The organism is Pseudomonas sp. Marseille-Q1929, assembly GCF_017316265.1.
In the GTDB taxonomy this organism is placed as follows: Bacteria; Pseudomonadota; Gammaproteobacteria; order Pseudomonadales; family Pseudomonadaceae; genus Aquipseudomonas.
Map to the genome: position 1 here is coordinate 165,480 of NZ_JAFLWU010000007.1, position 22,858 is coordinate 188,337.

Annotated in this window: 21 protein-coding genes; 13 read left to right on the forward strand and 8 right to left on the reverse strand. The window is 60.4% G+C overall.

What is annotated here, in order from left to right; genetic code table 11:
* Window positions 1–96: 96 nt before the first annotated feature.
* From hrpA to J1G37_RS11400, 4 genes are all read left to right on the forward strand, one after another.
* Entirely contained in the window at window positions 97–4,008 is a 3,912-nt protein-coding gene (gene hrpA / locus J1G37_RS11385; protein WP_207041767.1) for an ATP-dependent RNA helicase HrpA, read from the forward strand.
* 343 nt (window positions 4,009–4,351) lie between these two features.
* Entirely contained in the window at window positions 4,352–5,473 is a 1,122-nt protein-coding gene (locus J1G37_RS11390; RefSeq protein ID WP_207041768.1) for a beta-ketoacyl-ACP synthase III, read from the forward strand.
* Between the two features lie 109 nt (window positions 5,474–5,582).
* Entirely contained in the window at window positions 5,583–6,197 is a 615-nt protein-coding gene (locus J1G37_RS11395; protein WP_207041770.1) for an RNA polymerase sigma factor, read from the forward strand.
* The gene (locus tag J1G37_RS11400) at window positions 6,191–6,436 is read left to right on the forward strand and encodes a zf-HC2 domain-containing protein (protein WP_017735354.1); all 246 of its coding nucleotides are present in this window, start codon (window positions 6,191–6,193) and stop codon (window positions 6,434–6,436) included. Before J1G37_RS11395 ends, J1G37_RS11400 begins: the two co-directional genes overlap by 7 nt.
* A gap of 107 nt (window positions 6,437–6,543) precedes the next feature.
* Here the strand turns inward: J1G37_RS11400 and J1G37_RS11405 are convergent, their stop codons facing one another.
* A complete protein-coding gene (locus tag J1G37_RS11405) occupies window positions 6,544–7,890 on the reverse strand; it encodes a putative porin (protein WP_207041772.1) in 1,347 nt (448 codons plus the stop codon).
* A 282-nt stretch (window positions 7,891–8,172) separates the two neighbouring features.
* Between J1G37_RS11405 and J1G37_RS11410 the strand changes: the two genes are divergently transcribed.
* The 3 genes from J1G37_RS11410 to J1G37_RS11420 all read left to right on the forward strand — a co-directional run bounded on the left by J1G37_RS11410 (window position 8,173) and on the right by J1G37_RS11420 (window position 9,880).
* On the forward strand, window positions 8,173–9,297 hold the full coding sequence (locus J1G37_RS11410) for a GNAT family N-acetyltransferase (protein WP_207041774.1): 1,125 nt from the start codon (window positions 8,173–8,175) through the stop codon (window positions 9,295–9,297).
* Window positions 9,298–9,375: 78 nt separating this feature from the next.
* Complete coding sequence (locus tag J1G37_RS11415) at window positions 9,376–9,654, forward strand: BrnT family toxin (protein ID WP_124526593.1); 279 nt, start codon at window positions 9,376–9,378, stop codon at window positions 9,652–9,654.
* Window positions 9,632–9,880, forward strand: a complete 249-nt coding sequence (locus J1G37_RS11420) for a BrnA antitoxin family protein (RefSeq protein WP_026136614.1) — start codon at window positions 9,632–9,634, stop codon at window positions 9,878–9,880. The genes J1G37_RS11415 and J1G37_RS11420 overlap by 23 nt, the downstream gene beginning before the upstream one ends.
* A 55-nt stretch (window positions 9,881–9,935) precedes the next feature.
* Here the strand turns inward: J1G37_RS11420 and aqpZ are convergent, their stop codons facing one another.
* From aqpZ to J1G37_RS11445, 5 genes are all read right to left on the reverse strand, one after another.
* Entirely contained in the window at window positions 9,936–10,637 is a 702-nt protein-coding gene (aqpZ, locus tag J1G37_RS11425; RefSeq protein WP_207041776.1) for an aquaporin Z, read from the reverse strand.
* A gap of 266 nt (window positions 10,638–10,903) precedes the next feature.
* Entirely contained in the window at window positions 10,904–12,736 is a 1,833-nt protein-coding gene (locus J1G37_RS11430) for an ABC transporter ATP-binding protein (RefSeq protein WP_207041778.1), read from the reverse strand.
* An 82-nt stretch (window positions 12,737–12,818) separates the two neighbouring features.
* Window positions 12,819–13,382 (reverse strand): peptidylprolyl isomerase A, encoded by a 564-nt coding sequence (locus J1G37_RS11435; protein ID WP_017735360.1) that lies wholly within the window; start codon window positions 13,380–13,382, stop codon window positions 12,819–12,821.
* 3 nt (window positions 13,383–13,385) lie between these two features.
* Window positions 13,386–14,189: an alpha/beta hydrolase gene (locus tag J1G37_RS11440; protein WP_207041780.1), complete on the reverse strand. Its 804-nt coding sequence runs from the start codon at window positions 14,187–14,189 to the stop codon at window positions 13,386–13,388.
* Window positions 14,190–14,203: 14 nt separating this feature from the next.
* Window positions 14,204–15,127 carry a LysR family transcriptional regulator gene (locus J1G37_RS11445; RefSeq protein WP_207041782.1) on the reverse strand — a complete coding sequence of 308 codons (924 nt, stop codon included), beginning with the start codon at window positions 15,125–15,127 and terminating at the stop codon, window positions 14,204–14,206.
* Between the two features lie 49 nt (window positions 15,128–15,176).
* On the opposite strand from J1G37_RS11445, the gene J1G37_RS11450 reads away from it, so the two are divergent.
* The 5 genes from J1G37_RS11450 to J1G37_RS11470 all read left to right on the forward strand — a co-directional run bounded on the left by J1G37_RS11450 (window position 15,177) and on the right by J1G37_RS11470 (window position 19,497).
* Window positions 15,177–15,491 carry a 3-phosphoglycerate kinase gene (locus tag J1G37_RS11450; protein ID WP_207041784.1) on the forward strand — a complete coding sequence of 105 codons (315 nt, stop codon included), beginning with the start codon at window positions 15,177–15,179 and terminating at the stop codon, window positions 15,489–15,491.
* 151 nt (window positions 15,492–15,642) lie between these two features.
* Window positions 15,643–16,242: an FMN-dependent NADH-azoreductase gene (locus J1G37_RS11455; RefSeq protein ID WP_207041786.1), complete on the forward strand. Its 600-nt coding sequence runs from the start codon at window positions 15,643–15,645 to the stop codon at window positions 16,240–16,242.
* A 203-nt stretch (window positions 16,243–16,445) separates the two neighbouring features.
* A complete protein-coding gene (locus tag J1G37_RS11460) occupies window positions 16,446–17,297 on the forward strand; it encodes a carboxylate/amino acid/amine transporter (protein ID WP_207041788.1) in 852 nt (283 codons plus the stop codon).
* A 125-nt stretch (window positions 17,298–17,422) separates the two neighbouring features.
* Entirely contained in the window at window positions 17,423–19,048 is a 1,626-nt protein-coding gene (locus tag J1G37_RS11465) for a methyl-accepting chemotaxis protein (RefSeq protein WP_207041790.1), read from the forward strand.
* A 134-nt stretch (window positions 19,049–19,182) separates the two neighbouring features.
* A complete protein-coding gene (locus J1G37_RS11470; RefSeq protein WP_207041792.1) occupies window positions 19,183–19,497 on the forward strand; it encodes a hypothetical protein in 315 nt (104 codons plus the stop codon).
* 91 nt (window positions 19,498–19,588) lie between these two features.
* Here the strand turns inward: J1G37_RS11470 and J1G37_RS11475 are convergent, their stop codons facing one another.
* Entirely contained in the window at window positions 19,589–20,872 is a 1,284-nt protein-coding gene (locus J1G37_RS11475) for a mechanosensitive ion channel family protein (RefSeq protein ID WP_207041794.1), read from the reverse strand.
* Window positions 20,873–21,065: 193 nt separating this feature from the next.
* On the opposite strand from J1G37_RS11475, the gene J1G37_RS11480 reads away from it, so the two are divergent.
* Window positions 21,066–22,412 carry a DEAD/DEAH box helicase gene (locus J1G37_RS11480; protein ID WP_124526583.1) on the forward strand — a complete coding sequence of 449 codons (1,347 nt, stop codon included), beginning with the start codon at window positions 21,066–21,068 and terminating at the stop codon, window positions 22,410–22,412.
* 106 nt (window positions 22,413–22,518) lie between these two features.
* Here the strand turns inward: J1G37_RS11480 and J1G37_RS11485 are convergent, their stop codons facing one another.
* A complete protein-coding gene (locus J1G37_RS11485; RefSeq protein ID WP_207041796.1) occupies window positions 22,519–22,794 on the reverse strand; it encodes a hypothetical protein in 276 nt (91 codons plus the stop codon).
* Window positions 22,795–22,858 lie beyond the last annotated feature (64 nt).

Genomic DNA, 22,858 nt, shown 5'->3' on the forward strand with positions numbered 1-22,858 from the left:
AGAACTGTCCTTACTTGCCGCTTGAAGCTTGCCGCTCACCACCGCTTTTCTGCGACAATCCGCCCCCGGCATAAATAGACGACCCTTGCGTACCTGATGACTGACCAAGCGCCCACTATCGACCAACTGCTCAAAACCCTCGATCACGCCATGCTCGCCGACCGCCACCGCTTGCGTCGGCAGTTGCTTGAGCTGCGCAAGAAACCCGACGAGGACAAGTTGGCGCAGTGGGTCGCGCGCATGCAGGCGTCCAGTGCCCAGGTCACGGCGCGCCGCGCCAGCCTGCCGGTGATTCGTTACGACGACAGCCTGCCGATTGCCGCCAAGCGCGATGAAATCAAAGAAGCGCTGAACAAGCATCAGGTGCTGATCATTGCCGGTGAGACCGGCTCGGGTAAAACCACGCAGTTGCCGAAGATCTGCCTGGAAATCGGTCGCGGCCAATTCGGCCTGATCGGCCACACCCAGCCGCGCCGGATCGCGGCGCGCAGCGTCGCCAGCCGGGTTGCCGAAGAGTTGGCCACGCCATTGGGCGCGTTGGTCGGCTATCAGGTGCGCTTTGAAGACCAGAGCGACTCCAACACCCTGATCAAGCTGATGACCGATGGCATCCTGCTGGCAGAAACCCAGAACGACCGCTACCTGGAACGCTACGACACGATCATCGTCGACGAAGCCCACGAGCGCAGCCTGAACATCGATTTTCTGCTGGGTTACCTGAAAACCCTGTTGCCCCGTCGCCCGGATCTGAAAGTCATCATCACGTCGGCGACCATCGACTTGGAGCGCTTCTCCAAGCACTTCGACGATGCGCCGATCGTCGAAGTGTCGGGCCGCACTTTCCCGGTAGACACCTGGTACCGCCCGCTGACCCTGGAGCAGGACGAGGAGGGCAACCGCGTCGAGGACGACCTGACTGTCGACCAGGCGATCCTCGCCACCCTCGATGAAATCGCCGCCTACGAGCGTAGCGAGCGGCGCAGCCCTGGCGACGTGCTGGTGTTCTTGCCCGGCGAGCGCGAGATTCGCGACGCCGCCGAGATGCTGCGCAAGGCCCAGCTCAAGCACACCGAAATCCTGCCGCTGTACGCACGCCTGTCGCCGGCCGAGCAGCAGCGGATTTTCCAGTCCCATCCGGGCCGGCGCGTGGTGCTGGCGACCAACGTCGCAGAAACCTCGCTGACCGTGCCGGGCATTCGTTATGTGATCGACAGCGGCACCGCGCGCATCAGCCGCTACAGCTACCGCGCCAAGGTGCAGCGCCTGCCTATCGAGGCGATTTCCCAGGCCAGCGCCAACCAGCGTAAAGGCCGTTGCGGCCGGGTTGAGCCGGGTATCTGCATCCGCTTGTACAGCGAAGAAGACTTTATCGGCCGCCCGGAATTTACCGACCCGGAAATCCTGCGCACCAACCTCGCCGCCGTGATCTTGCAGATGCTGCACCTGCGTCTTGGCGAAATCACCGACTTCCCGTTTATCGAACCGCCAGACGGCAAGGCCATCAGCGACGGTTTCAACCTGCTGCAAGAACTCTCGGCCGTGGACCGCAACAGCCAGCTCACGCCGTTGGGCCGCCAGTTGGCGCGCCTGCCGGTGGACCCGCGCATGGGCCGCATGCTGCTGGAAGCCGCCAAGCTCGGCAGTTTGCAGGAAGTGCTGATCGTCGCCAGCGCCATGTCGATCCAGGACCCGCGCGAGCGTCCGCCGGAACGTCAGCAAGCCGCCGACCAGGCCCACGCACAATGGAAAGACGCGGATTCGGACTTCGCCGGCCTGGTCAATCTGTGGCGCGGCTTTGAAGAGCAGCGCCAGGCGCTGACCGCCAGCCCGCTGCGCAACTGGTGCCGCAAGAACTTCCTCAACTATTTGCGCCTGCGCGAATGGCGCGACTCCCATCGCCAGCTCAGCCTGATCTGCCGCGACATGCAGCTGACGATCAACAAAGAGCCGGCGGATTTCCCGAAACTGCACAAGGCGGTGCTGTCCGGCCTGCTCAGCCAGATCGGCCAGAAGACCGAAGACGGCGATTACCTCGGTGCGCGCCAGCGACGCTTCTGGATTCACCCGTCGTCGGGCATCGGCAAAAAGCGCCCGCAATGGCTGATGACCGCCGAGCTGGTGGAAACCACCAAGCTGTATGCGCGCATGGTCGCCAAGATCGACGCCGATTGGATCGAGCCGCTGGCCGGGCACTTGATCAAGAAGAACCACTTCGAACCCCATTGGGAGAAGAAGCGCGGCCAAGTGGTGGCGTTTGAGCAAATCACCCTGTTCGGGCTGATTGTGGTCGGGCGTCGGCCGGTGCATTACGGGCCGATCGATCCGGTGGTGTCGCGCGAGTTGTTTATCCGCGAAGGTCTGGTGCGTGGCGAGATTCAGTCGCGAGCCAAGTGCCTGACCGCCAACCAGCAACTGCTGGAACAGCTCGACGAACTGGAAGCCAAGGCGCGCCGCCGCGACATCCTCGCCGATGAAGAAACCCTGTACGCCTTCTACGATGCGCGCTTGCCGGCGGAGATCCACCAGACCGCAACCTTTGACAGCTGGTACAAGGTCCACAGCCAGAAAGACCCGCAGTTGCTGATCATGCGCGAAGAAGACGTGCTGGCCCGCGAAGCCAGTGAAGTCACCGCTGCGCATTACCCAGACACCCTGCACCTGGGCGACCTGGCCCTGGCCTTGAGTTACCACTTCGAACCCAACCACCCACGCGACGGCGTGACCCTGCGCGTGCCGGCACCGCTGCTGCCGGCATTGCCGCCCGAGCGTCTGGAATGGCTGGTGCCGGGGCTGATCGAGGCCAAGTGCATCGCCCTGGTGCGCAACTTGCCCAAGGCCCTGCGCAAGAACTTCGTGCCGGTGCCGGATTTTGTCAAAGCGGCGCTGCAACGTATCGAATTCGGCCAAGGCTCGCTGCCCCAGGCCTTGGGCCGTGAACTGCTGCGCATGACCGGCGCGCGGGTCAGCGATGAAGCCTGGGCCGAGGCTGCGCAGCAGGTGGACAGCCACCTGAAGATGAACCTGGAAGTGGTCGATGGCCAAGGCAAGTTCCTTGGCGAAGGCCGCGACCTGGCCGAGCTGACCGCGCGCTTCGCCGAGGCCAGCCAAGCCGCGTTGGCCGTGCCGCAAACCGCGAAAAGCCAACAGCCGGTGGAAGCCAAGGTGTTCGCCGCTATCGCCGAGAAGACGCAACAGAAGATTGCCGGCCTGTCGATGACGGTCTATCCGGCACTGGTGGAAGAAAACGGCACGGTCAAGGAGGGGCGTTTCTCCACGGCGGCCGAAGCTGAGTTCCAGCATCGCCGCGCCTTGCAACGCTTGCTGATGCAGCAACTGGCGGAACCGGCCAAATTCCTGCGCGGCAAATTGCCCGGTCTGACAGAGCTGGGGCTGATGTACCGCGAACTGGGGCGCATCGACGCCCTGGTGGAAGATATCCTGCTGGCCAGCCTCGACACCTGCGTATTGGAAGGCGAAGCCAGCCTGCCGCGCGATGGCGCAGGCCTGGCCGCCTTGGCCGAGCGTAAGCGCGGCAGCTGGACCGAACACGCCGAGCGCCTGGCGCGTTTGACCCTGGAAGTGCTGAAGCTCTGGCATGCGCTGCAAAAGCGTTTCAAAGGCAAGATCGACCTGGCCCAGGCCGTGGCTTTGAACGATATCAAGCTGCAACTGAGCAACCTGGTGTACCCAGGTTTTGTCCGCGAAACCCCGGCGCAGTGGTTCAAGGAACTGCCGCGTTACCTCAAGGCCATCGAACTGCGCCTGGAGAAACTGCCGAGCCAGGTGCAAAAGGACCGGGTGTGGAGCGGCGAACTCAGCGGCTTGTGGGCGCAATATGAAAACCGCCTGAAAAAACACGCCCAGGAAGGCAAGCGCGATCCGCAGCTGGAGCTGTACCGCTGGTGGTTGGAGGAGTATCGGGTGTCGTTGTTTGGCCAGCAGTTGGGCACCAAGGTGCCGATTTCCGACAAGCGCCTGAGCAAGCAATGGAGCCTGGTCGAGGCCTGAGACCCAAATCCCAATCCCCTGTGGGAGCGGGCTTGCCCGCGATAGCGGTCTATCAGTTGCTGATGTGCAAACTGACCCGCCGCCATCGCAGGCAAGCCAGCTCCCACAGTTCAGGTACACCCATGGAAAAGGGTGTTTGTCCGCAGATAGCGCCAAATTCCGAGGGTTGTGGCAAACTTCGCGCCTATAAATGCCGGGATCGTCGTTACAGGCTGGCGCTTGCTGCCACGGCGCGATGGAATAAAGCGATGCCAGTTTGATGTCCGCCGGGCGGAATCGGACTACTTACAGTTTGGTACGAAGGTACCAACAATCCCTGCCTGACAGATTTAGAGGAACGACCGTGCATAACGTCGTCATCAGCGGCACTGGCCTGTACACCCCTGCCAACAGCATCTCCAACGAAGAGCTGGTGCAGTCCTTCAATACCTACGTGCAACAGTTCAACAGCGACAACGCCGCCGCCATCGAGCGCGGTGAAGTGCAGGCGCTGACTGAATCCAGCGCCGCCTTCATCGAAAAAGCCTCGGGCATCAAGAGCCGTTTCGTGATGGACAAGGAAGGCATCCTCGACCCTAAGCGCATGGCCCCACGCTTGCCTGAGCGCAGCAACGACGAATGGTCGGTGCTCTGCCAGATGGCCGTCGGCGCTGCCGAACAGGCCCTGCAACGTGCAGGCAAGACGGCTGCCGATATCGACGGTGTGATCGTCGCCTGTTCCAACTTGCAGCGCGCTTACCCGGCTATCGCCATCGAAGTCCAGGAAGCCCTGGGCATCGAAGGTTTCGGTTTTGACATGAACGTCGCGTGTTCCTCGGCCACCTTCGGCATCCAGAACGCCGCCAACAGCATCGCGCTGGGCCAGGCCCGGGCGATCCTGATGGTCAACCCGGAAGTCTGCACCGGCCACCTGAATTTCCGTGACCGTGACAGCCACTTCATCTTTGGCGACGCGGCAACTGCCGTGATCCTGGAGCGTGCCGACCTGGCGACGTCCGAGCACCAGTTCGACGTGGTCAGCACCAAGCTGCTGACCAAGTTCTCCAATAACATCCGCAACAACTTCGGCTTCCTCAACCGCGCGGCGGAAGAGGGCATCGGTGCGCCTGACAAGCTGTTCGTGCAGGAAGGCCGCAAAGTCTTCCGCGACGTGTGCCCGATGGTCGCCGAGCTGATCGGCGTGCACTTGGCGGAAAACCAGTTGGACGTGGCGGACGTGAAGCGCTTCTGGCTGCACCAGGCCAACCTGAGCATGAACCACCTGATCGTGAAAAAACTGCTGGGCCGCGAGGCCACGGTGGAAGAAGCGCCGGTGATTCTTGATACCTATGCCAACACCAGTTCGGCGGGTTCGGTGATTGCGTTCCATAAGTATCAGGACGACTTGCCCAAGGGGGCCGTGGCAGTGCTTAGCTCGTTTGGTGCTGGGTACTCAATTGGCAGCGTAATCCTGCGCAAACGCTGATTGGTCGGGAGTACGCGGTCAAAAATGTGGGAGCGGGCTTGGCGGTGTATTCAGTTTTCAGGCCCGGCCCCACATTGATCGCATTCTCAAAGTGAAATTGAGGTAGCCCATGGCAGCAGCCGACGACGCGCACCTGCTTGAGCGCCTGCTCAAGGGTGAGCAACAGGCCTACAAGGAATTGGTCACCACCTACCAGAGCGCCATGCGCGCGGTGGCCTATGCCATTGTCGGCCAGCGCCATGCCGATGAAATCGTCCAGGATGCCTGGCTGTCGGTGGTCCGCAACCTGGCCAAGTTCGAAGGACGCTCCAGCCTCAAGACCTGGCTGCTGACCATCACCGCCAACGCCGCCAAGGGCCGCTACAAGCAGAATCGCCGCGAAGTGCTGCTGGATGATCTGCCTTCACCCCACGGCACGATTGGTGATGATCGTTTTACCCCCGATGATGGCCACTGGGCCGTCGCCCCGTACGCCTGGCACCAGGACACCCCGGAAGCCCTGCTTACCGAGGATGAACTGCGCAACTGCCTGGAACACACCTTGCTGAGCCTGTCGGAGTTGCAAAGCAGTGTGCTGGTATTGCGTGAACGCCAAGGCCTGGAGTTGGAAGAGATCTGTAATCTTCTGACGCTCTCTCTCTCCAATGTCCGTGTGCTGTTGCATCGAGCACGGCTTAAAGTCTTCGCCACGGTGGAGCATTTTGAGGAAACGGGTGAATGTTGACCTGTAAAGAACAAGTGGCACGTTCCAGTGACTATCTCGATGGGCAACTGACCTTTCGTGAACGCTTGCTGGTGCGTCATCACCTGATGTTTTGCCCGAACTGCCGACGGTTTATCCGCCAGATGCGCTTGATGCAGGCCACGCTGAAGATACTGCCGGACGAGCCGGTGGGGGATGTGGATGCCTTGGCGCAGCAGCTGGCTGCCGAGCGGCTCAAGGATCAAAAAGGCGGGGAGTAAGCAGGCTCGCGTGGCGGGATCGAACGGATGATGGGGACCGATCCAACCACGCAAGACTGTTGCAGCCACCTCGGGCCGTCCTGGCCCAAGGCTTCAAGCACTCACATTTAGAACTTGGCTTCTGCGTCCAGCTGCAAGGTGTTGACCTTGGCATCGCGGTAGTTTGTCGCGCTGGAGTAATCGGCCTTGGTCAGGAAGTAAGTGGCGCCGATGGCGAAGTTCTTGTCGATGTCGTAACCGACCTTGAACTTGTGACCGCGCGAACCGGTAACACCGCCGGCGAAGTCCGAATCGGTGAAGCCACCGACCACGGCATAACGCTGGATGTCGCGGTAGTTGTAGTCCAGGTTCAAGCCAAACACTTTGGACTTGGCACCCACCAACCAGGCAGTGTCCTTGTCGCTTTCAGTGGCTTTGGTGTTTTGTACGTACTGACCGTAGAACGACAACGGTACGGCCAGGCCGCCGACGTCGATCTGGCTGAAGCCTTCATACAAGCGGTATTCGCTGGCATTGCCGGCCACGGTGTTCAGGATGGTTTCCTGTGGGGTCAGGCAGGCGGTCGAGCCGGCTGACGGGCAGCGGCTGTCTTCGTCGTTCTGGAACGCGTAGACGCTACCGCCCAAGGTCACTTTCAGGTTGTCGGTCACGGCGAAACGCGCGCCCAACTGGCCGGACGTCATGCGCATGTCGTTGCGAAATTGCACGCCTTCGCCGTTGACGTTGTCTTTGAGGCTGTAGTTACCCGCGCTGCCGAACAGCTCGGCGCTGCCACCCAGTGGGTATTTGTAGGTCAGTGCCAGACCTTCCGGGTTCACGTCGGTGTCCCAGATCACGTCGCCCATGCTGACCCACGGTTGCAGCATCTTGCCGCCGATCACGTGCAGGTTCTTGATCTGGTCTGGGTGGTAGTCGATGTAGCCGAGGTCCAGCCACAGCGCTTTCTTGTTGAAGTAGCCGTCCAGGTCCACGTTGGTGGAACGGGCGTCGTCGCTGCTGCCGGTGGCGATACGGATACCGGTGTCCACTTGCGAGTTGATCTCGGTGTAGGCACCCAGACGGGCACGCAGACGTTGGCGATCCTTGTCCTTGCCACCGTTGTTTGGCGAGCCTTCGACCTTGACGGTCTCCTGGCGCACGCGCACGTCGCCTTTGAATTGAGTCTTGGCCGCCCAGGCCAGCTTCTGGTCGAAGCTGCTCAGTTCGTTGGTTTTTTTCGCGGTGGCCGCGATCTGTTCGTTGGTCTCTTGTTGAGCTTGCCGTGCGATCTGCTGTTCTTTCTGATCCCGTGCCAGCTCAGCTTGCAGCTCGCCGTACTGGGCATTGGTGATCTGGCCGTTGGCCTTGAGCATGTCGAGCAATTTAGCGTCGACTGCAGCGTTGGCCGGTACGCTCAGGGCCAGCAACAGGCCGCCGCACAGGATCGCCGCAGTTTTAGTGGAAGCAAGACGCATATCAATCTCCGAAAGTGAGGAGGGATGGCAAACCATCCAGGACACAACCGACCGATGACGGACGGAAAAATAGCCGCCTGGTAGCACCAGACGCTCTAAAAACAGGCGTCAGTATCGCGATCGTTTATGACGGAGCAGTGGCGAAGTGATGTCATCTACATGACAAATTTTTCATGATGGGAACTATTGCTTTAGAGCCTTGTCGGCGATTCGAGGGTGTGCGAAGGCCGGCGATAAGCGATACTCGCGAGGCTTTCACGCCCTTGAGCAATGAGGATTCCGATGCCGCTGCAACGTCTGACCAGACTGTCCGAAATCGCCCCGCAGACCTGGGATGCACTGGTGCCAGACGCCCAGCCATTTGTGCGGCACGCGTTCCTCAGTGCGTTGGAAGACAGCGGTAGCGTTGGCCCGCACTCGGGCTGGCAACCGGAACACTTACTGCACTGGGAGGGCGAGCGGCTGGTGGCGGCACTGCCCAGTTATCGCAAGTGGCACTCCTATGGCGAGTACGTGTTCGATCACGGCTGGGCCGACGCCTGCGAGCGGGCCGGCATCGACTACTATCCCAAGCTGCTCACCGCCGTGCCGTTCAGCCCGGTCAGCGGGCCACGCCTGCTGGCGGCGAGTGCCGAGGACGGTTTTGAACTGCTCAAAAGCCTGCCGGGGTATCTGGAAATTGAAGGGCTCTCCAGCGCCCATATCAACTTCACCGACGGTTTGGCCGATGATGCGCTGGCCAATCAGCCAGGCTGGTTGCAGCGTCTGGGCTGTCAGTTTCACTGGCAGAACCGTGGCTACCGCGACTTCCAGGACTTCCTCGACGCCCTCAGCTCACGCAAGCGCAAACAGATGCGCAAAGAGCGTGAACAAGTGGCCGGGCAGGGCATCGATTTCGAATGGTTGCACGGCCATGAGCTGAGCGAGGTGCAGTGGGATTTTGTCTACGCCTGCTACGCCAACACCTATGCGGTGCGCCGTCAATCGCCGTACCTGACCCGCGAGTTTTTCAGCCTGCTCGCCGAGCGCATGCCCGAAGCAATCCGCGTGGTGCTGGCCAAACAAGGCACACGGCCGGTGGCCATGGCCTTCAGCCTGATCGGTGGCGACAGCTTCTACGGCCGTTACTGGGGCTGCGTGGCGGAATTCGACCGCCTGCATTTTGAAACCTGCTTCTACCAGGGCATGGACTACGCCATCGCCCATGGCGTGCAACGCTTTGACGCCGGGGCACAGGGGGAGCACAAGTTGATTCGCGGGTTTGAGCCGGTGATTACGCGGTCTTGGCACTACTTGCGGCATGCGGGATTGAAGAGCGCCGTGGAGGACTTCCTGGACCGTGAACGGGTGGGGATTGTGGCGTATGCCGAAGAGGCGCGGGCGGCGTTGCCGTATCGGCAGAACTAAGCCAGTGGTCTGGTAGCCCTTTTAAGGAAGAAAGAAATGGCACATCCTGTATGTACAAAAGTACATACAGGATGTGCCATGCTTTTTGAATGGGATGAATCCAAGAATGAGGCCAATATTGCTAAGCACGGCATCGATTTCAATGACGTTCCCGATATCTTTCGGCATCCAATGCTGGCCTTGCGCGATGATCGAGTGGATTATGGCGAAGAGCGTTGGATCAGTATTGGCTGGATCAAAATGTTAATGGGTGTGGTCGTATACACCGAACGGAGTGGTGATGTGATTCGTATCATTTCCGCCCGAAAAGCAACCAAGAAGGAGGCCAAATATTATGACGCAAACATCGAAAACTGATTGGGAGCGCCTGGCCAAGATGAATGACGAAGACATCGATACCAGTGATATTCCTGAGTTGGACGCCGACTTTTTCAAGCGTGCGGACTTACGTGTTCCGGTAAAACAAGCCGTCACGATTCGACTTGATGCGGATGTCCTGGAGTGGTTCAAAGGTCAGGGTACTGGCTATCAGACGCGTATTAATCAGCTATTGCGCCAGTACATGCAGGCCCATCAAGGCTGAAAACAGTTCAGGAATTTCAGCCCTGCCTTATCGGCAGGGCTGAGCCCGCTGTGCTTCAGGCCGGCTCCTCCTTGCCCAGCCATCGATAAGTAAAACCACCGATCACCGCACCCAGGATCGGCGCGAGCCAGAACATCCACAATTGCTGGATCGCCCACCCGCCAACGATCAAGGCTGGCCCCGTACTGCGCGCCGGGTTGACCGAGGTGTTGGTGACGGGAATGGAGATCAAGTGGATCAGCGTCAAGGCCAGGCCGATGGCGATGGGCGCGAGGCCCTTTGGGGCGCGGTGGTCGGTGGCGCCGAGGATGATCAGCACGAACATCGCCGTCATCACCAGCTCACAGACAAACCCCGCCGCCATCGAATAACCGCCGGGCGAATGCTCGCCATAGCCGTTGGATGCCAGCCCCGACGCCAGTTCAAAGCCGGGTTTGCCACTGGCAATGAAGTACAACAAGGCCGCGGCAACTGTGCCGCCGATGACCTGCGCGACGATGTACGCCGGTAACTCCTTGGCCGGGAACCTCCCGCCGACCACCAGCCCCACCGACACTGCCGGGTTGAGGTGACAACCGCTGATATGGCCGATGGCAAACGCCATGGTCAGCACCGTGAGCCCGAACGCCAGGGACACCCCCAGCAAACCGATCCCGACTGCCGGAAACGCTGCGGCCAACACCGCACTCCCGCAACCGCCCAACACCAGCCAAAACGTACCTAGACTCTCCGTGACTGAACGCTTGAACAAAGACATGGAACACGTCCTTGATAGATCGCTCTACCGAATCAGTAAAACCGTGATGCTCCCTGCACTTACTACAGCGCCTGTCTGGGCACTGCGTTGATTACAGCAGGGTTGTGGCACAAATCCAGTGCCCGAATCTGGGAGAGGCTCAATCAAATGTGGGAGGGGGCTTGCCCGCGATAGCGGAGTGTCAGTCAATGAATCTGGCGACTGATACACCGCATTCGCGGGCAAGCCCGCTCCCACATTTTGGACTGTGTTTGAGCTGTAGATTTTTAGTCGATGCCGACGAAGCCTCCCGTCTGGTGCTGCCACAACCGCGCATACAACCCACCATGGGCGAGCAACTCGGCATGGCTGCCCGTCTCGGCAATCTGGCCTTTCTCCAGCACCACCAGGCGGTCCATGCGCGCGATGGTCGACAAGCGGTGCGCAATCGCGATCACGGTCTTGCCTTGCATCAGGGTCTCCAGGCTCTCCTGGATCGCCGCTTCCACTTCCGAGTCCAGGGCCGAGGTGGCTTCGTCCATGATCAGGATCGGCGCATCCTTGAGCAGTACGCGGGCAATGGCGATGCGTTGGCGTTGCCCACCGGAGAGTTTGACCCCGCGCTCGCCCACGTGGGCGTCCAGCCCGGTGCGGCCTTCGGAATCCGACAGCAGGGGGATGAACTCATCGGCCCGGGCCTTGTGGATGGCGGCCCAGAGTTCCTCGTCGGTAGCGTCCGGCTTGCCATACAGCAGGTTGTCGCGGATCGAACGGTGCAGCAGGGAAGTGTCCTGGGTGATCATGCCGATCTGTTCGCGCAAGGACTCCTGCGCAACCTCGGCGATGTTCTGCCCGTCGATAAGGATGCGCCCGCCTTGCAGGTCGTACAGGCGCAGCAACAGGTTGACCAAGGTGGATTTGCCGGCGCCGGACGGGCCGATCAGGCCGATTTTCTCGCCAGCCTTGATCTCCAGGTTCAGCCCGCCAATGATCCCGCTCTTTTTGCCATAGTGGAAATCCACCTGTTCAAAGCGCACTTCGCCACGGGGCACCGCCAGGCGCGGCGCGTTTTCGCGGTCGACCACGGCCAGGGGCTGGGCGATGGTTTTCAAGCCGTCCTGCACCATGCCGATGTTTTCGAAGATGCCGTTGACCACCCACATGATCCAGCCGGACATGTTGACGATACGAATCACCAGGCCGGTCGCCAGGGCAATCGCGCCCACGGAAATCAGCGACTGCGTCCACAACCACAGGGCCAGGCCGGTGGTGGTCACGATCAGCAGGCCGTTCATGCTGGTGATGACGATGTCCATGCTGGTGACCACACGGCTGGCCAGCTGGGTTTTTTCGGTCTGCTCGATGATCGCTTCCTTGGCGTACTGCTGCTCATATTGGGTATGGGCGAACAGCTTCAAGGTGGTGATATTGGTGTAGCCATCGACAATGCGGCCCATCAACTTGGAGCGCGCCTCGGAGGAAATCACCGAGCGCTCCTTCACCCGTGGCACGAAGTAGCGCAGGGCCAGGCTGTAGCAGATGATCCAGGTCACCAGCGGAATCATCAGGCGCCAGTCGGCCTCGGCAAATAGCACCAGGGAACTGATGGCGTAGATCGCCACGTGCCAGATTGCGTCCACTGCCGCCACGGCGGAGTCGCGCAGGGAATTGCCGGTTTGCATGATGCGCTGGGCGATGCGCCCGGCGAAGTCGTTCTGGAAGAAGTTCAGGCTCTGCTTGAGCACGTAGCTGTGGTTCTGCCAGCGGATCAGGCTGGTCATGCCGGGGCTGATGGTCTGGTGCACCAACAGGTCGTGCAAGGCGCCGAAGATCGGGCGCAGCAGCAGGGCGACCACGGCCATCCAGATCAGCTCGGTGCTGTGCACCTGGAAGAAATTCGCGGGCGGCGTGCCCTGGGCCAGGTCGATGATGCGGCTGAGGTAGCTGAACAGCGCGACCTCGATCAATGCGCCGATCAGGCCGACGACCAGCAAGGCGGCAAAATGCGGCCACACCTGGCGCAGGTAATAGAGGTAGAAGGGCAGGACTTTATCGGGCGGGGCGTCGCTGGGGGCGTCGCGGAAAATATCGATCAGTTGTTCAAAACGACGATAGAGCATTAGGTATGACGCCCGCGGGGCGGGCTCTCCTTTCAAAGGCGCGCATGGCCTTGTGGGCCATGCGCGCAAAGCCCTGTAGACCTCAGTCGATGCGCTTGGCCGACTTGATCAGGACAGGATCGATTGGCACGTTCTGCATGCCCTGCTTGGTGGTGGTCTGGGAGTTGACGATGATGTCGACCACGTCCATGCCCTTGACCACTTTGGCGAACACCGCATAACCGGCGTCGCGGCCTGGGTCGAGGAACGCATTGTCGGCGACGTTGATGAAAAACTGGCTGGTGGCCGAGTTCGGGTCGTTGGTGCGGGCCATGGACAAGGTGCCGCGCACGTTATGCAAACCATTGCTGGCTTCGTTGCGGATCGGCGCTTCGGTCGGCTTTTGCGACATTTGCGTGGTGAACCCGCCGCCCTGGACCATGAAGCCCGGGATCACGCGGTGGAAGATCGTGTTGGTGTAGAAGCCCTTGTCCACATAGGCCAGGAAGTTCTTGGTACTGATCGGCGCCTTGACCGGGTCCAGTTCGATTTCAATGTCGCCGTTGGTGGTGGAGATCAGCACGTGGGGCGCCTTGGCAGGCTCGGCCGCCATCAGGTTGGCAGCGAACAGAACAGAACCGGCGAAGAAGGCGATTTTTTTCAGCATGGGTCAGTGATCCTGGGTAGTGGTTTCGACTGTCTTTAGAAAATCAAGCAAGGTAGCGTTAAAGACTTGGGGTTGGTCCAAGGGCGTGGCATGGCGGGAATCTTCGATCACCACCAGCCGCGCATCGGGCAGCAGTTTTACATAGTTTTGTTTTTGCGCCACGGGGGTGTAGTCGTGGTCGGCGCTGATGACCAGGGTTGGACAGGTGATCCGCGAAAGTTGTTCCTGCACGCCCCAGCCCACAATCGCATCGAAGCTGGCGAGATAAGCACGTTTGTCGTTTTTTGCCCAGCGTTCGGCCATCTTGCGGCGCAGGTCGGCCTGGTCCGGCTTGGGGAATAGCCGGTCGCCCAGGGCCTTGCCGATCGTGGCCAGGCTGAGCACGCGCGCCAGGCTCCAGCGCTTGGCCCACTGCCAATAATCATTGGCACTGCGCACCTTGACCTCGGGCGCGCTGTTGACGATGCACAGGCTCTTGACCCGGGCCGGTTCGTCCACCGCCAATTGGAAGGCGATCATGCCGCCCATGGACAAGCCCACCACGTGGGCGGGCGACAAGTCCAGGTGTTCGATCAGGGCCAGCAGGTCGAACGTGAAGCCCCGGATGCTGTAGCGCTCGCGGGGTTTGTCCGAGCGCCCATGGCCGCGCACATCCACTACGATCAGGCGGTAATGCCTGGCCAGCACCGGAATCTGCAACTCCCAATCCTGGCTGCTGGAGCCCAGGCCGTGGATCAGGATCAGTGGCGTGCCATGGCCATATTCCTCGTAGTGCAGGCTGCATCCTTCGTGGTCGAACCAGGCCATGCGTGAACTCCGTTTCAGGCTTGCTGGGGGGCGGCGAAAGGCGCGTCCAAGGGGGCGGTGTCAAAGGTGCGCAGCAGCTCCACGAGGATCTGCGTGGCCGGCCCCAAGGGTTTGTCCTTGTTTGAGTACAGGAAGAACGTCGGGTGGCGGCTGCCGCCCTGTTCCAAGGGTAGCTGCTTGAGCACGCCTTCGGCGAGTTCGCGTTCGATCATGTGCCGGGGCAGCCAGGCAAAGCCCAGGCCGCTGCCGACAAAGGCCGCAGCGGTGGCCAGGCTGCCGACGGTCCAGCGCTGTTCGGCGCCGAGCCAGCCGACATCGCGCGGTTGCTGGCGGCCGGAGTCGCGGATCACCACCTGCATCTGGCTTTCCAGGTCCTGGAAGCTCAGTTCGCGATGCATGCGGTGCAAGGCATGTTCGGGGTGGGCCACGGCGACAAATTCCACATCGCTCATCTCCGTGCCCAGGTAGCCGGGAATGCTGAAACCGCAGATCGCCAGGTCGGCCACGCCTTCTATCAGCAATTCTTCGACGCCGGACAGCACCTCTTCGCGCAGGCGCACACGGCAACCACGGCTTTGCGGCATAAAGGCGGAGAGGGCACGGACGAGGCGCGCATTCGGGTAGGCGGCGTCCACCACCAGGCGCACTTCGGCTTCCCAGCCTTGTTCCATATGGTGGGCGAGGTCTTCCAGTTGGCTGGCGTTTTTCACCAGCTGCCGCGAGCGGCGCAGCAGCACTTCGCCCGCGTCGGTGAGCACGGCCTTGCGCCCGTCGATGCGCAGCAGCGGCACGCCAAGCTGGTCTTGCATGCGGGCCACGGTGTAGCTCACCGAGGACTGCGAACGGTGCAGCGCTTCGGCCGCCTGGGCGAAGCCGCCATGGTCGACCACGGCTTGCAGCGTGCGCCATTGATCGAGGGTAACGCGGGGCGCTTTCAAGATGGGTTCCTCTTGTCCTAAGCTGGCGGTCCTTATTGGAGACTGCCGAATGAGAAAATTCTGTTGTGTGTTGCTGGCGCTGCTGCCGATGAGCGCGTTTGCCTACCCCATCGACGTGACAAAAAAGATCGACGGCGTGAGCATTGATTACACCGCCTCTGATGTGGACGGCGACATCAGTTCGATCCGCCTGAATAACTATGGCACCAACGATGCCGTGTGCTCGGTAACCTTCACCAACGGCCCGGAATCGCCGCGCAATCGCAAGGTCACGGTGCCGGCGGGGAAAAGCACCAACACCACGGTCAAGTTCAACCGCGCCATTCTCAAGATGCGCATCGCCCTGGCCTGCACGCCGAAGTAGTCCGGCAGCGGGGCGTCGCGCTAGCAATACTCCGCTTATAAACAAATTTATAGATGGGTTATAGCAGTTTTTTGCGCTTTTTTATCGAATTGGCTCTGTTTAATCTCTACTCCATCGCCTTACAGCATTTACCGATGGAGCCTACCCAGCCATGTCCAACGTTCTGATCATCGAAAGCAGCGCCCGTCAGCAGGATTCGATCTCCCGCCAACTGACCCAGCAGTTCGTCAGCCAATGGCAGGCTGCCCATCCAGCGGACACGATTACTGTGCGCGACGTGGCGCTCAATCCGGTCCCTCACTTGGACGCCAACCTGCTCGGCGGCTGGATGAAACCTGCGGATCAGCGCAATGGCAATGAACAGGCCTCCCTCGACCGCTCCAACGAATTGACCGACGAGCTGCTGGCCGCCGATGTCCTGGTCATGGCTGCGCCGATGTACAACTTCGCCATCCCCAGCACCCTGAAGGCCTGGCTGGACCACGTATTGCGCGCCGGTGTGACCTTCAAGTACACCGCCACCGGCCCGCAGGGCTTGCTCACCGGCAAGCGTGCCATCGTGCTGACCGCTCGCGGCGGGATCCATACCGGCGCCACGTCGGATCATCAGGAACCGTACCTGCGTCAGGTCATGGCCTTTATCGGCATCCATGACGTCACCTTCATTCATGCCGAAGGGGTGAACCTGAGCGGCGACTTCCAGGAAAAAGGCATCAACCACGCCAAGGCCTTGCTGGCACAGGTGGCCTGATCCTTTAATCGCCAGATAATCGCGCCATGTTTATCTAGCCCCACGCAAACCCTTCAAGTACGCGTAATGAACCTCCCTTTGCACTTTTTGCTCCTGAGTGCTCCTGCCCGACTGCCGCTTTAGCGAGGTCGGGTTTTTTTTGCCTTGAGTTTCTTCAACCGCCGAAAACCTTTAATGTCCCGCCCATTCGAAATGAGGCGCGCATGGGCTATCTACTGGTTGTCACCCTGATTCAGGCATTTTCCTTCAGCTTGATCGGCGAATACCTCGCCGGTCATGTCGACAGCTACTTCGCCGTGCTGGTGCGTGTGCTGCTGGCCGGGCTGGTGTTTATCCCGCTGACCCGCTGGCGCTCGGTGGAACCGGGGTTCATGCGCGGCATGCTGGTGATCGGCGCGCTGCAATTTGGCGTGACCTACGTGTGCCTGTACCTGAGCTTTCGCGTACTCACGGTGCCGGAGGTGCTGCTGTTTACCATCCTCACGCCGCTGCATGTGACCCTGATCGAGGACGCCCTCAACCGGCGCTTCAACCCGTGGGCGCTGGTCGCTGCACTGGTGGCGGTGGCGGGCGCGGCGGTGATTCGTTTCGACCAGATCACCCCGCACTTCCTCGGCGGCTTCTTGCTGCTGCAACTGGCCAACTTCACCTACGCCGCCGGGCAGGTGATGTACAAGCATTTGGTGAAACGTTACCCGAGTGACCTGCCGCATTACCGGCGCTTTGGTTTCTTCTATGTGGGCGCAGTGCTGGTGGTGTTGCCGGCGTTCTTGTTGTTCGGCAAAGCCAACTTTCTGCCTGAAGCACCGCTGCAATGGGGCGTGCTGGTGTTCCTCGGCCTGGTCAGCACGGCGCTGGGCATGTACTGGTGGAACAAGGGCGCCTGCCTGGTGCAGGGCGGCACATTGGCAGTGATGAACAACCTGCATGTGCCGGTGGGGTTGCTGCTGAATTTGCTGATCTGGAACCAGCATGAGCCGCTGGGGCGGTTGGCGTTGGGCGGGTTGGTGATTTTGGCGGCGGTGTGGATCAGTCGGTTGGGGGCTGTGAAGTAATGTTCCAAGATCGCACATCTACCGTTCGGTAATCGAACCAGTTCCGACTTCTGCTCCTTAAGCTCCTGAAACAACGCCGATATTAATGTCACTGTTAATTAGTCTGGCCTGTTAGGAGTACTGCCATGTTTGCCCATCTGAAAATTCGTACCGGCATGATTGGGGTGCTACTGTTATTCATTGTTGCACTGCTGTTTTCGACGCTGAACAGTTGGTGGTCGGCGGTCAGCAGTCACAACCAGATTGATGAGTTGAGTCGGACTTCACGACAAATCGACGGCATCAACAACGCCTTGCTGCTGGCCATCCGCACCAGCGCCAATGTGTCCTCGGCGTTCATTGAGAGCGCCGGCGGGCGTTTCGACGAAGCAGAGGCGCGCTTGGTGCGCAGCGAGGCTATCTGGAATGAAGCCATCGCCAAGCTGGACGTCTCTACCAAAGACTTGCGTGATACACAGCTGAACGCCTTGGGCGGAGATCTCAAAGGGGCGTTTGCTGAGTACGGTCGGGCTATCGTCGGCCAGCGCGCGGCCACGCGAGCGCGTTCCCCGGAGCAGTATTTTCAAGTCAATATCGCTGCCGGCAACGGCATGACCAAGCTCCAGGAGATTCGCGTGAAGCTGGTCGGCGCATTGGATGCCCGTGCACAGGAGATCAACCTGGAGGCGGCTGCGCGGCTGCAAACGGCGCAAATGTTGGCTGTCGGCTTGATCCTGCTGACCCTGGCCCTCGCCGTTGTCTGCTGGGTATTTATCGCGGGCACGGTCCTGCGTCCATTGCGCGCGGCGGGTGAGCACTTCAAGCGCATCGCCCGGGGCGACCTGACCCGCGAGGTTATCTCGCCCGGGCGCAACGAAATTGGCGAGTTGTTCGTTGAACTCCAACGCATGCAGGCCAGCCAGCGCGAAACACTGATCCAGATCGCTGATTCCGCCATGCAATTGGCTTCAGCCGCGGAAGAACTCAATGCCGTGACCGAAGAAAGCAACCGCGGCCTCCAGCAGCAGGACATGCAGTTGGAGCAGGCCGCTACCGCCGTCAACCAGATGACCAGTGCGGTCGAAGAAGTGGCGCGCAACGCAGTGTCCACTTCGCAAGCGGCGACAGCGTCCAATACGCTGTCGGAAAAAAGCCGTCAGCAAGTACGCGAGAACATCAGCGGTACGCAATCGATGACCGCCGAGATTCAGGGCAGCGCCGAGCAAATCCGCGAGCTTGCCGACAAAGTGCGCAACATCGGCAAGGTGCTGGACGTGATACGCGCCGTCTCGGAGCAGACCAACCTGCTGGCCCTCAACGCAGCAATCGAGGCGGCCCGGGCGGGTGAAGCCGGCCGCGGATTTGCGGTCGTGGCCGACGAGGTACGCACCCTCGCATACCGCACTCAGGAATCGACCCGCGAGATCGAACAGATGATTGCCAGCGTGCAGAGCACTGCCGAACAGGCGGTTGACTCGATGCGCAGCAGCACGGCACGCGCCCTGGGCACACTGGAGATCACCCAGGCGTCGGGGGCCGTGCTGGAGGATATCTTTGCGGCAATCGGCCAGATCAATGAGCGCAATCTGGTGATTGCCAGTGCAGCCGAAGAGCAGGCCCAGGTGGCCCGTGAAGTGGACAGCAACCTGGTAGCGATCCGCGACCTGTCCGCGCAATCGGCGGCGGGAGCCTTGCAGACCAGCGCGGCAAGCAATGAGCTGTCGCAGTTGGCCGCGCAACTGAGCGGGCTTGTGGGACGCTTTCGTACCTGATCGTTCGCCCTTATCTCCTGAGTATCACCCTTCTGTAATTGACAAAGTGTTTTGTCGTGCGAAGTTGAAAGGGCAGATGATGTTCTGCTCTTTGACGCGCGCGGTCGTGTAGAGAGTGAAAGGAACAAATAAAAATGAACAACTATGGCAGGCCAAACTCGGTACTGAAGGCCGAGGTCAATGATGATGTTTTACATGTCATCAGGGCGCTTGTTGTTTTAGCGCTAGACGGCACTTCTGACGCAGAACCCGTTGCTGCTTTTCTTATGGCTTGGTATGACTCTGATACTTATGGCGGGTTTAATTTCGGTTGCCTTTGGCAGATGGATAAGAAAAATCGACAAAATGTCGCCTATCTATTTGACTGGATCAGCAATAACAAAGTGACGCCGCAAGACTTTGAGCTGGACCTGTTGTTTGAAGTGATAGGTGCCCGGTGGGCTGTCTAGATAAGCTCACGTTGCAGGTGATTGCCAGATAACACCGCTATCGGGGGGGCAAGCCGAATCGCCACACCGCCCCCCTCACATTTACTTCGGTTTACCCCGCTTGCAAATGACTGGCCCCCAGCAGGGCCGGCAACACCCCGGCTCGCAAATCATTGCCACTCGGCTGCTGATACAGGCTCAGGCCAAACTCCGGCAACACCGCCAGCAGATAATCAAAAATATCCCCCTGGATCCGCTCGTAATCCGCCCAGGCCGTGGTGCGGGTAAAGCAGTAGATCTCCAGCGGCACACCCTGCGCCGTGGTTTGCATCTGGCGCACCATGCACGTCATGTTCGGCTGGATGTCCGGGTGGCTTTTCAGGTAGGCCAGGGCGTAGGCGCGAAAGGTGCCGAGGTTGGTCATGCGCCGACGGTTGGCCGACAGTTGTGCACTGTGGCCCTGGGCTTCGTTCCAGGCCTTGAGCTCGGCCTGCTTGCGCCCGATGTAGTCGGTGAGCAGGTGCACCTGGGTCATGCGCACTTCTTCATCGTCGCGCAGGAAGCGCACGCCGCTGGCGTCGATAAACAGGCTGCGCTTGATCCGCCGCCCGCCCGACGCCTGCATGCCGCGCCAGTTCTTGAACGACTCGGACATCAGGCGCCAGGTGGGGATGGAGACGATGGTCTTGTCGAAATTCTGCACCTTGACCGTGTGCAAGGTGATGTCCACCACATCGCCATCCGCGCCGACCTGGGGCATTTCGATCCAGTCGCCGACCCTTAGCATGTCGTTGCTGGTCAACTGCACGCTGGCGACGAACGACAGCAGGGTGTCCTTGTACACCAACAGGATCACCGCCGACATCGCACCCAGACCCGACAGCAGCAAGAGCGGCGAGCGGTCGATCAGGGTGGCGACGATGATGATTGCGCCAAACACGTACAAGACCATCTTCGCCAACTGCACGTAGCCCTTGATCGAGCGGGTGCGGGCGTGTTCGGTGCGCGCGTAGATGTCCAACAGGGCGTTGAGCAGGGCACTCATGGCCAGCATCAGGAACAGGATGCTGATGGCCAGGGCCACGTTGCCGATGAACAGGATCGCGGTCTTGCTCAGGTCCGGCACCAGGTACAGGCCGAACTGGATCACCAGCGAGGGCGTCATTTGCGCCAGGCGGTGGAAGACTTTGTTGTGCCGCAGGTCATTGAGCCAGTGCAGCGCCGGCTGCCGGCCGAGCAATTTGATCGTGTGCAGGATCAGGTAGCGCGCTACCCGTCCGAGCAACAGCGCCACCACCAGCAGCACCACAAAGCCGAGGCTGGCGTGCAGCAGCGGGTGTTCATCGAGGGCGCCCCAAAGGTCTTGGACGTTGAGCCAGAGCTGTTTGATATCCATGGGTGAAACCGATTCTTCTGTAAGACAAGACGGGGCGATTAGAGCATTGAAGTGCTACAAAGTTGGCTTCACAGACAAAAGTGCTCACAAAAAAGCAGCTGATTAGCACCGTTCGCGTAAAGAAACTCGGTTTGGCCGCCCGAAACCGGTACCCTATGCCGCTGATATTTTGTATTTCTTCGAGGTAGCACCCGTGTTTTCCCAATTCGCCCTGCACGAACGCCTGCTCAAAGCCGTGGCCGAGCTTAAATTTGTCGAGCCTACGCCTGTGCAAGCAGCGGCCATCCCGCTCGCGCTCGAAGGGCGTGACCTGCGGGTGACAGCTCAAACCGGTAGCGGCAAGACCGCCGCTTTCGTCCTGCCGGTGCTGAACCGCCTGATCGGCCCGGCCAAGGTTCGCGTCAGCATCAAGACCCTGATCCTGCTGCCAACCCGCGAGCTGGCCCAGCAGACCCTGAAGGAAGTGGAGCGTTTCTCCCAGTTCACCTTCATCAAGTCCGGCATCATCACCGGCGGTGAAGACTTCAAGGTCCAGGCCGCCATGCTGCGCAAGGTGCCGGACATCCTGATCGGCACCCCGGGCCGCATGATCGAGCAACTCAACGCCGGCAACCTTGACCTCAAGGAAGTCGAAGTGCTGGTGCTGGACGAAGCCGACCGCATGCTCGACATGGGGTTTGCCGACGACGTGCAGCGCCTGGTGGCCGAGTGCGTCAACCGCCAGCAGACCATGCTGTTCTCCGCCACCACCGGCGGTTCGACCCTGCGCGAGATGGTCGCCAAGGTCCTGAACAACCCTGAGCACTTGCAGGTCAACAACGTCAGCGACCTGAACGCCACCACGCGTCAGCAGATCATCACCGCCGACCACAACGTGCACAAAGAGCAGATCCTCAACTGGCTGTTGGCCAACGAGACCTATCAGAAGGCCATCGTGTTCACCAACACCCGTGCCGCCGCCGACCGTATCTACGGCCGCCTGGTTGCCCAGGAATACAAGGCGTTCGTGCTGCACGGCGAAAAAGATCAGAAGGACCGCAAGCTGGCCATCGACCGCCTCAAGGCCGGCGGCGTGAAGATCCTCGTGGCCACCGACGTTGCCGCCCGTGGCCTCGACGTTGACGGCCTGGACCTGGTGATCAACTTCGACATGCCCCGCAGCGGCGACGAATACGTCCACCGTATCGGCCGTACCGGGCGTGCCGGCAACGATGGCCTGGCCATCTCGCTGATCTGCCACGGCGACTGGAACCTGATGTCGAGCATCGAGCGCTACCTCAAGCAGTCGTTCGAGCGCCGCACCATCAAGGAAGTCAAAGGCACCTACACCGGGCCGAAGAAGGTCAAGGCGTCGGGCAAGGCCGTTGGCGTGAAGAAGAAAAAGACCGACGCCAAGGGCGACAAGAAAAAAACCGGCGCCAAGTCGCCGACCAAGCGCAAGATTGCCAACCGGCCGAAGACCGACAACCTGTCGCTCGTCAGCAAGGACGGCATGGCCCCGCTCAAGCGTCGCAAGCCAGAAGCACCGGCAGCCGAATAAGGTTGGGTTGATGTGAAAAAACCGGACGTATGTCCGGTTTTTTTTGATCGTTCCCACGCTCCGCGTGGGAATGCCTCCAAGGACGCTCTGCGTCCTGCCTCTGGCTTCAATTCTTGGCTTTGGCCGCCGCTTCCTTGAGTTCCTTGAGCCGGGCGTCGATCAGTTGGCACTTGTCTGGGAACTGCGCGCTTTCCGTATCCAGATCCATCTTCTGCAGCTCGTCGTTCATCTCCTTGGCTTGGGTCGCGTTCTGTTCGGTCAGCTTGGCCACTTCCTGGCCCAGTTGCTCGCGCTTCGCCGTGGCCTCTTCCGGCGTACAGGCCCAGGCGGGCAGGGCGGCCAACAACGTGGCCGCGATGGCCAGGTTCATCAGGGTTTTCATGGGTGGACCTCCTTGGCAGGGATATCTCAGTGGAGGTCGCCGCCACCTGGAAAGTTCACAAAAG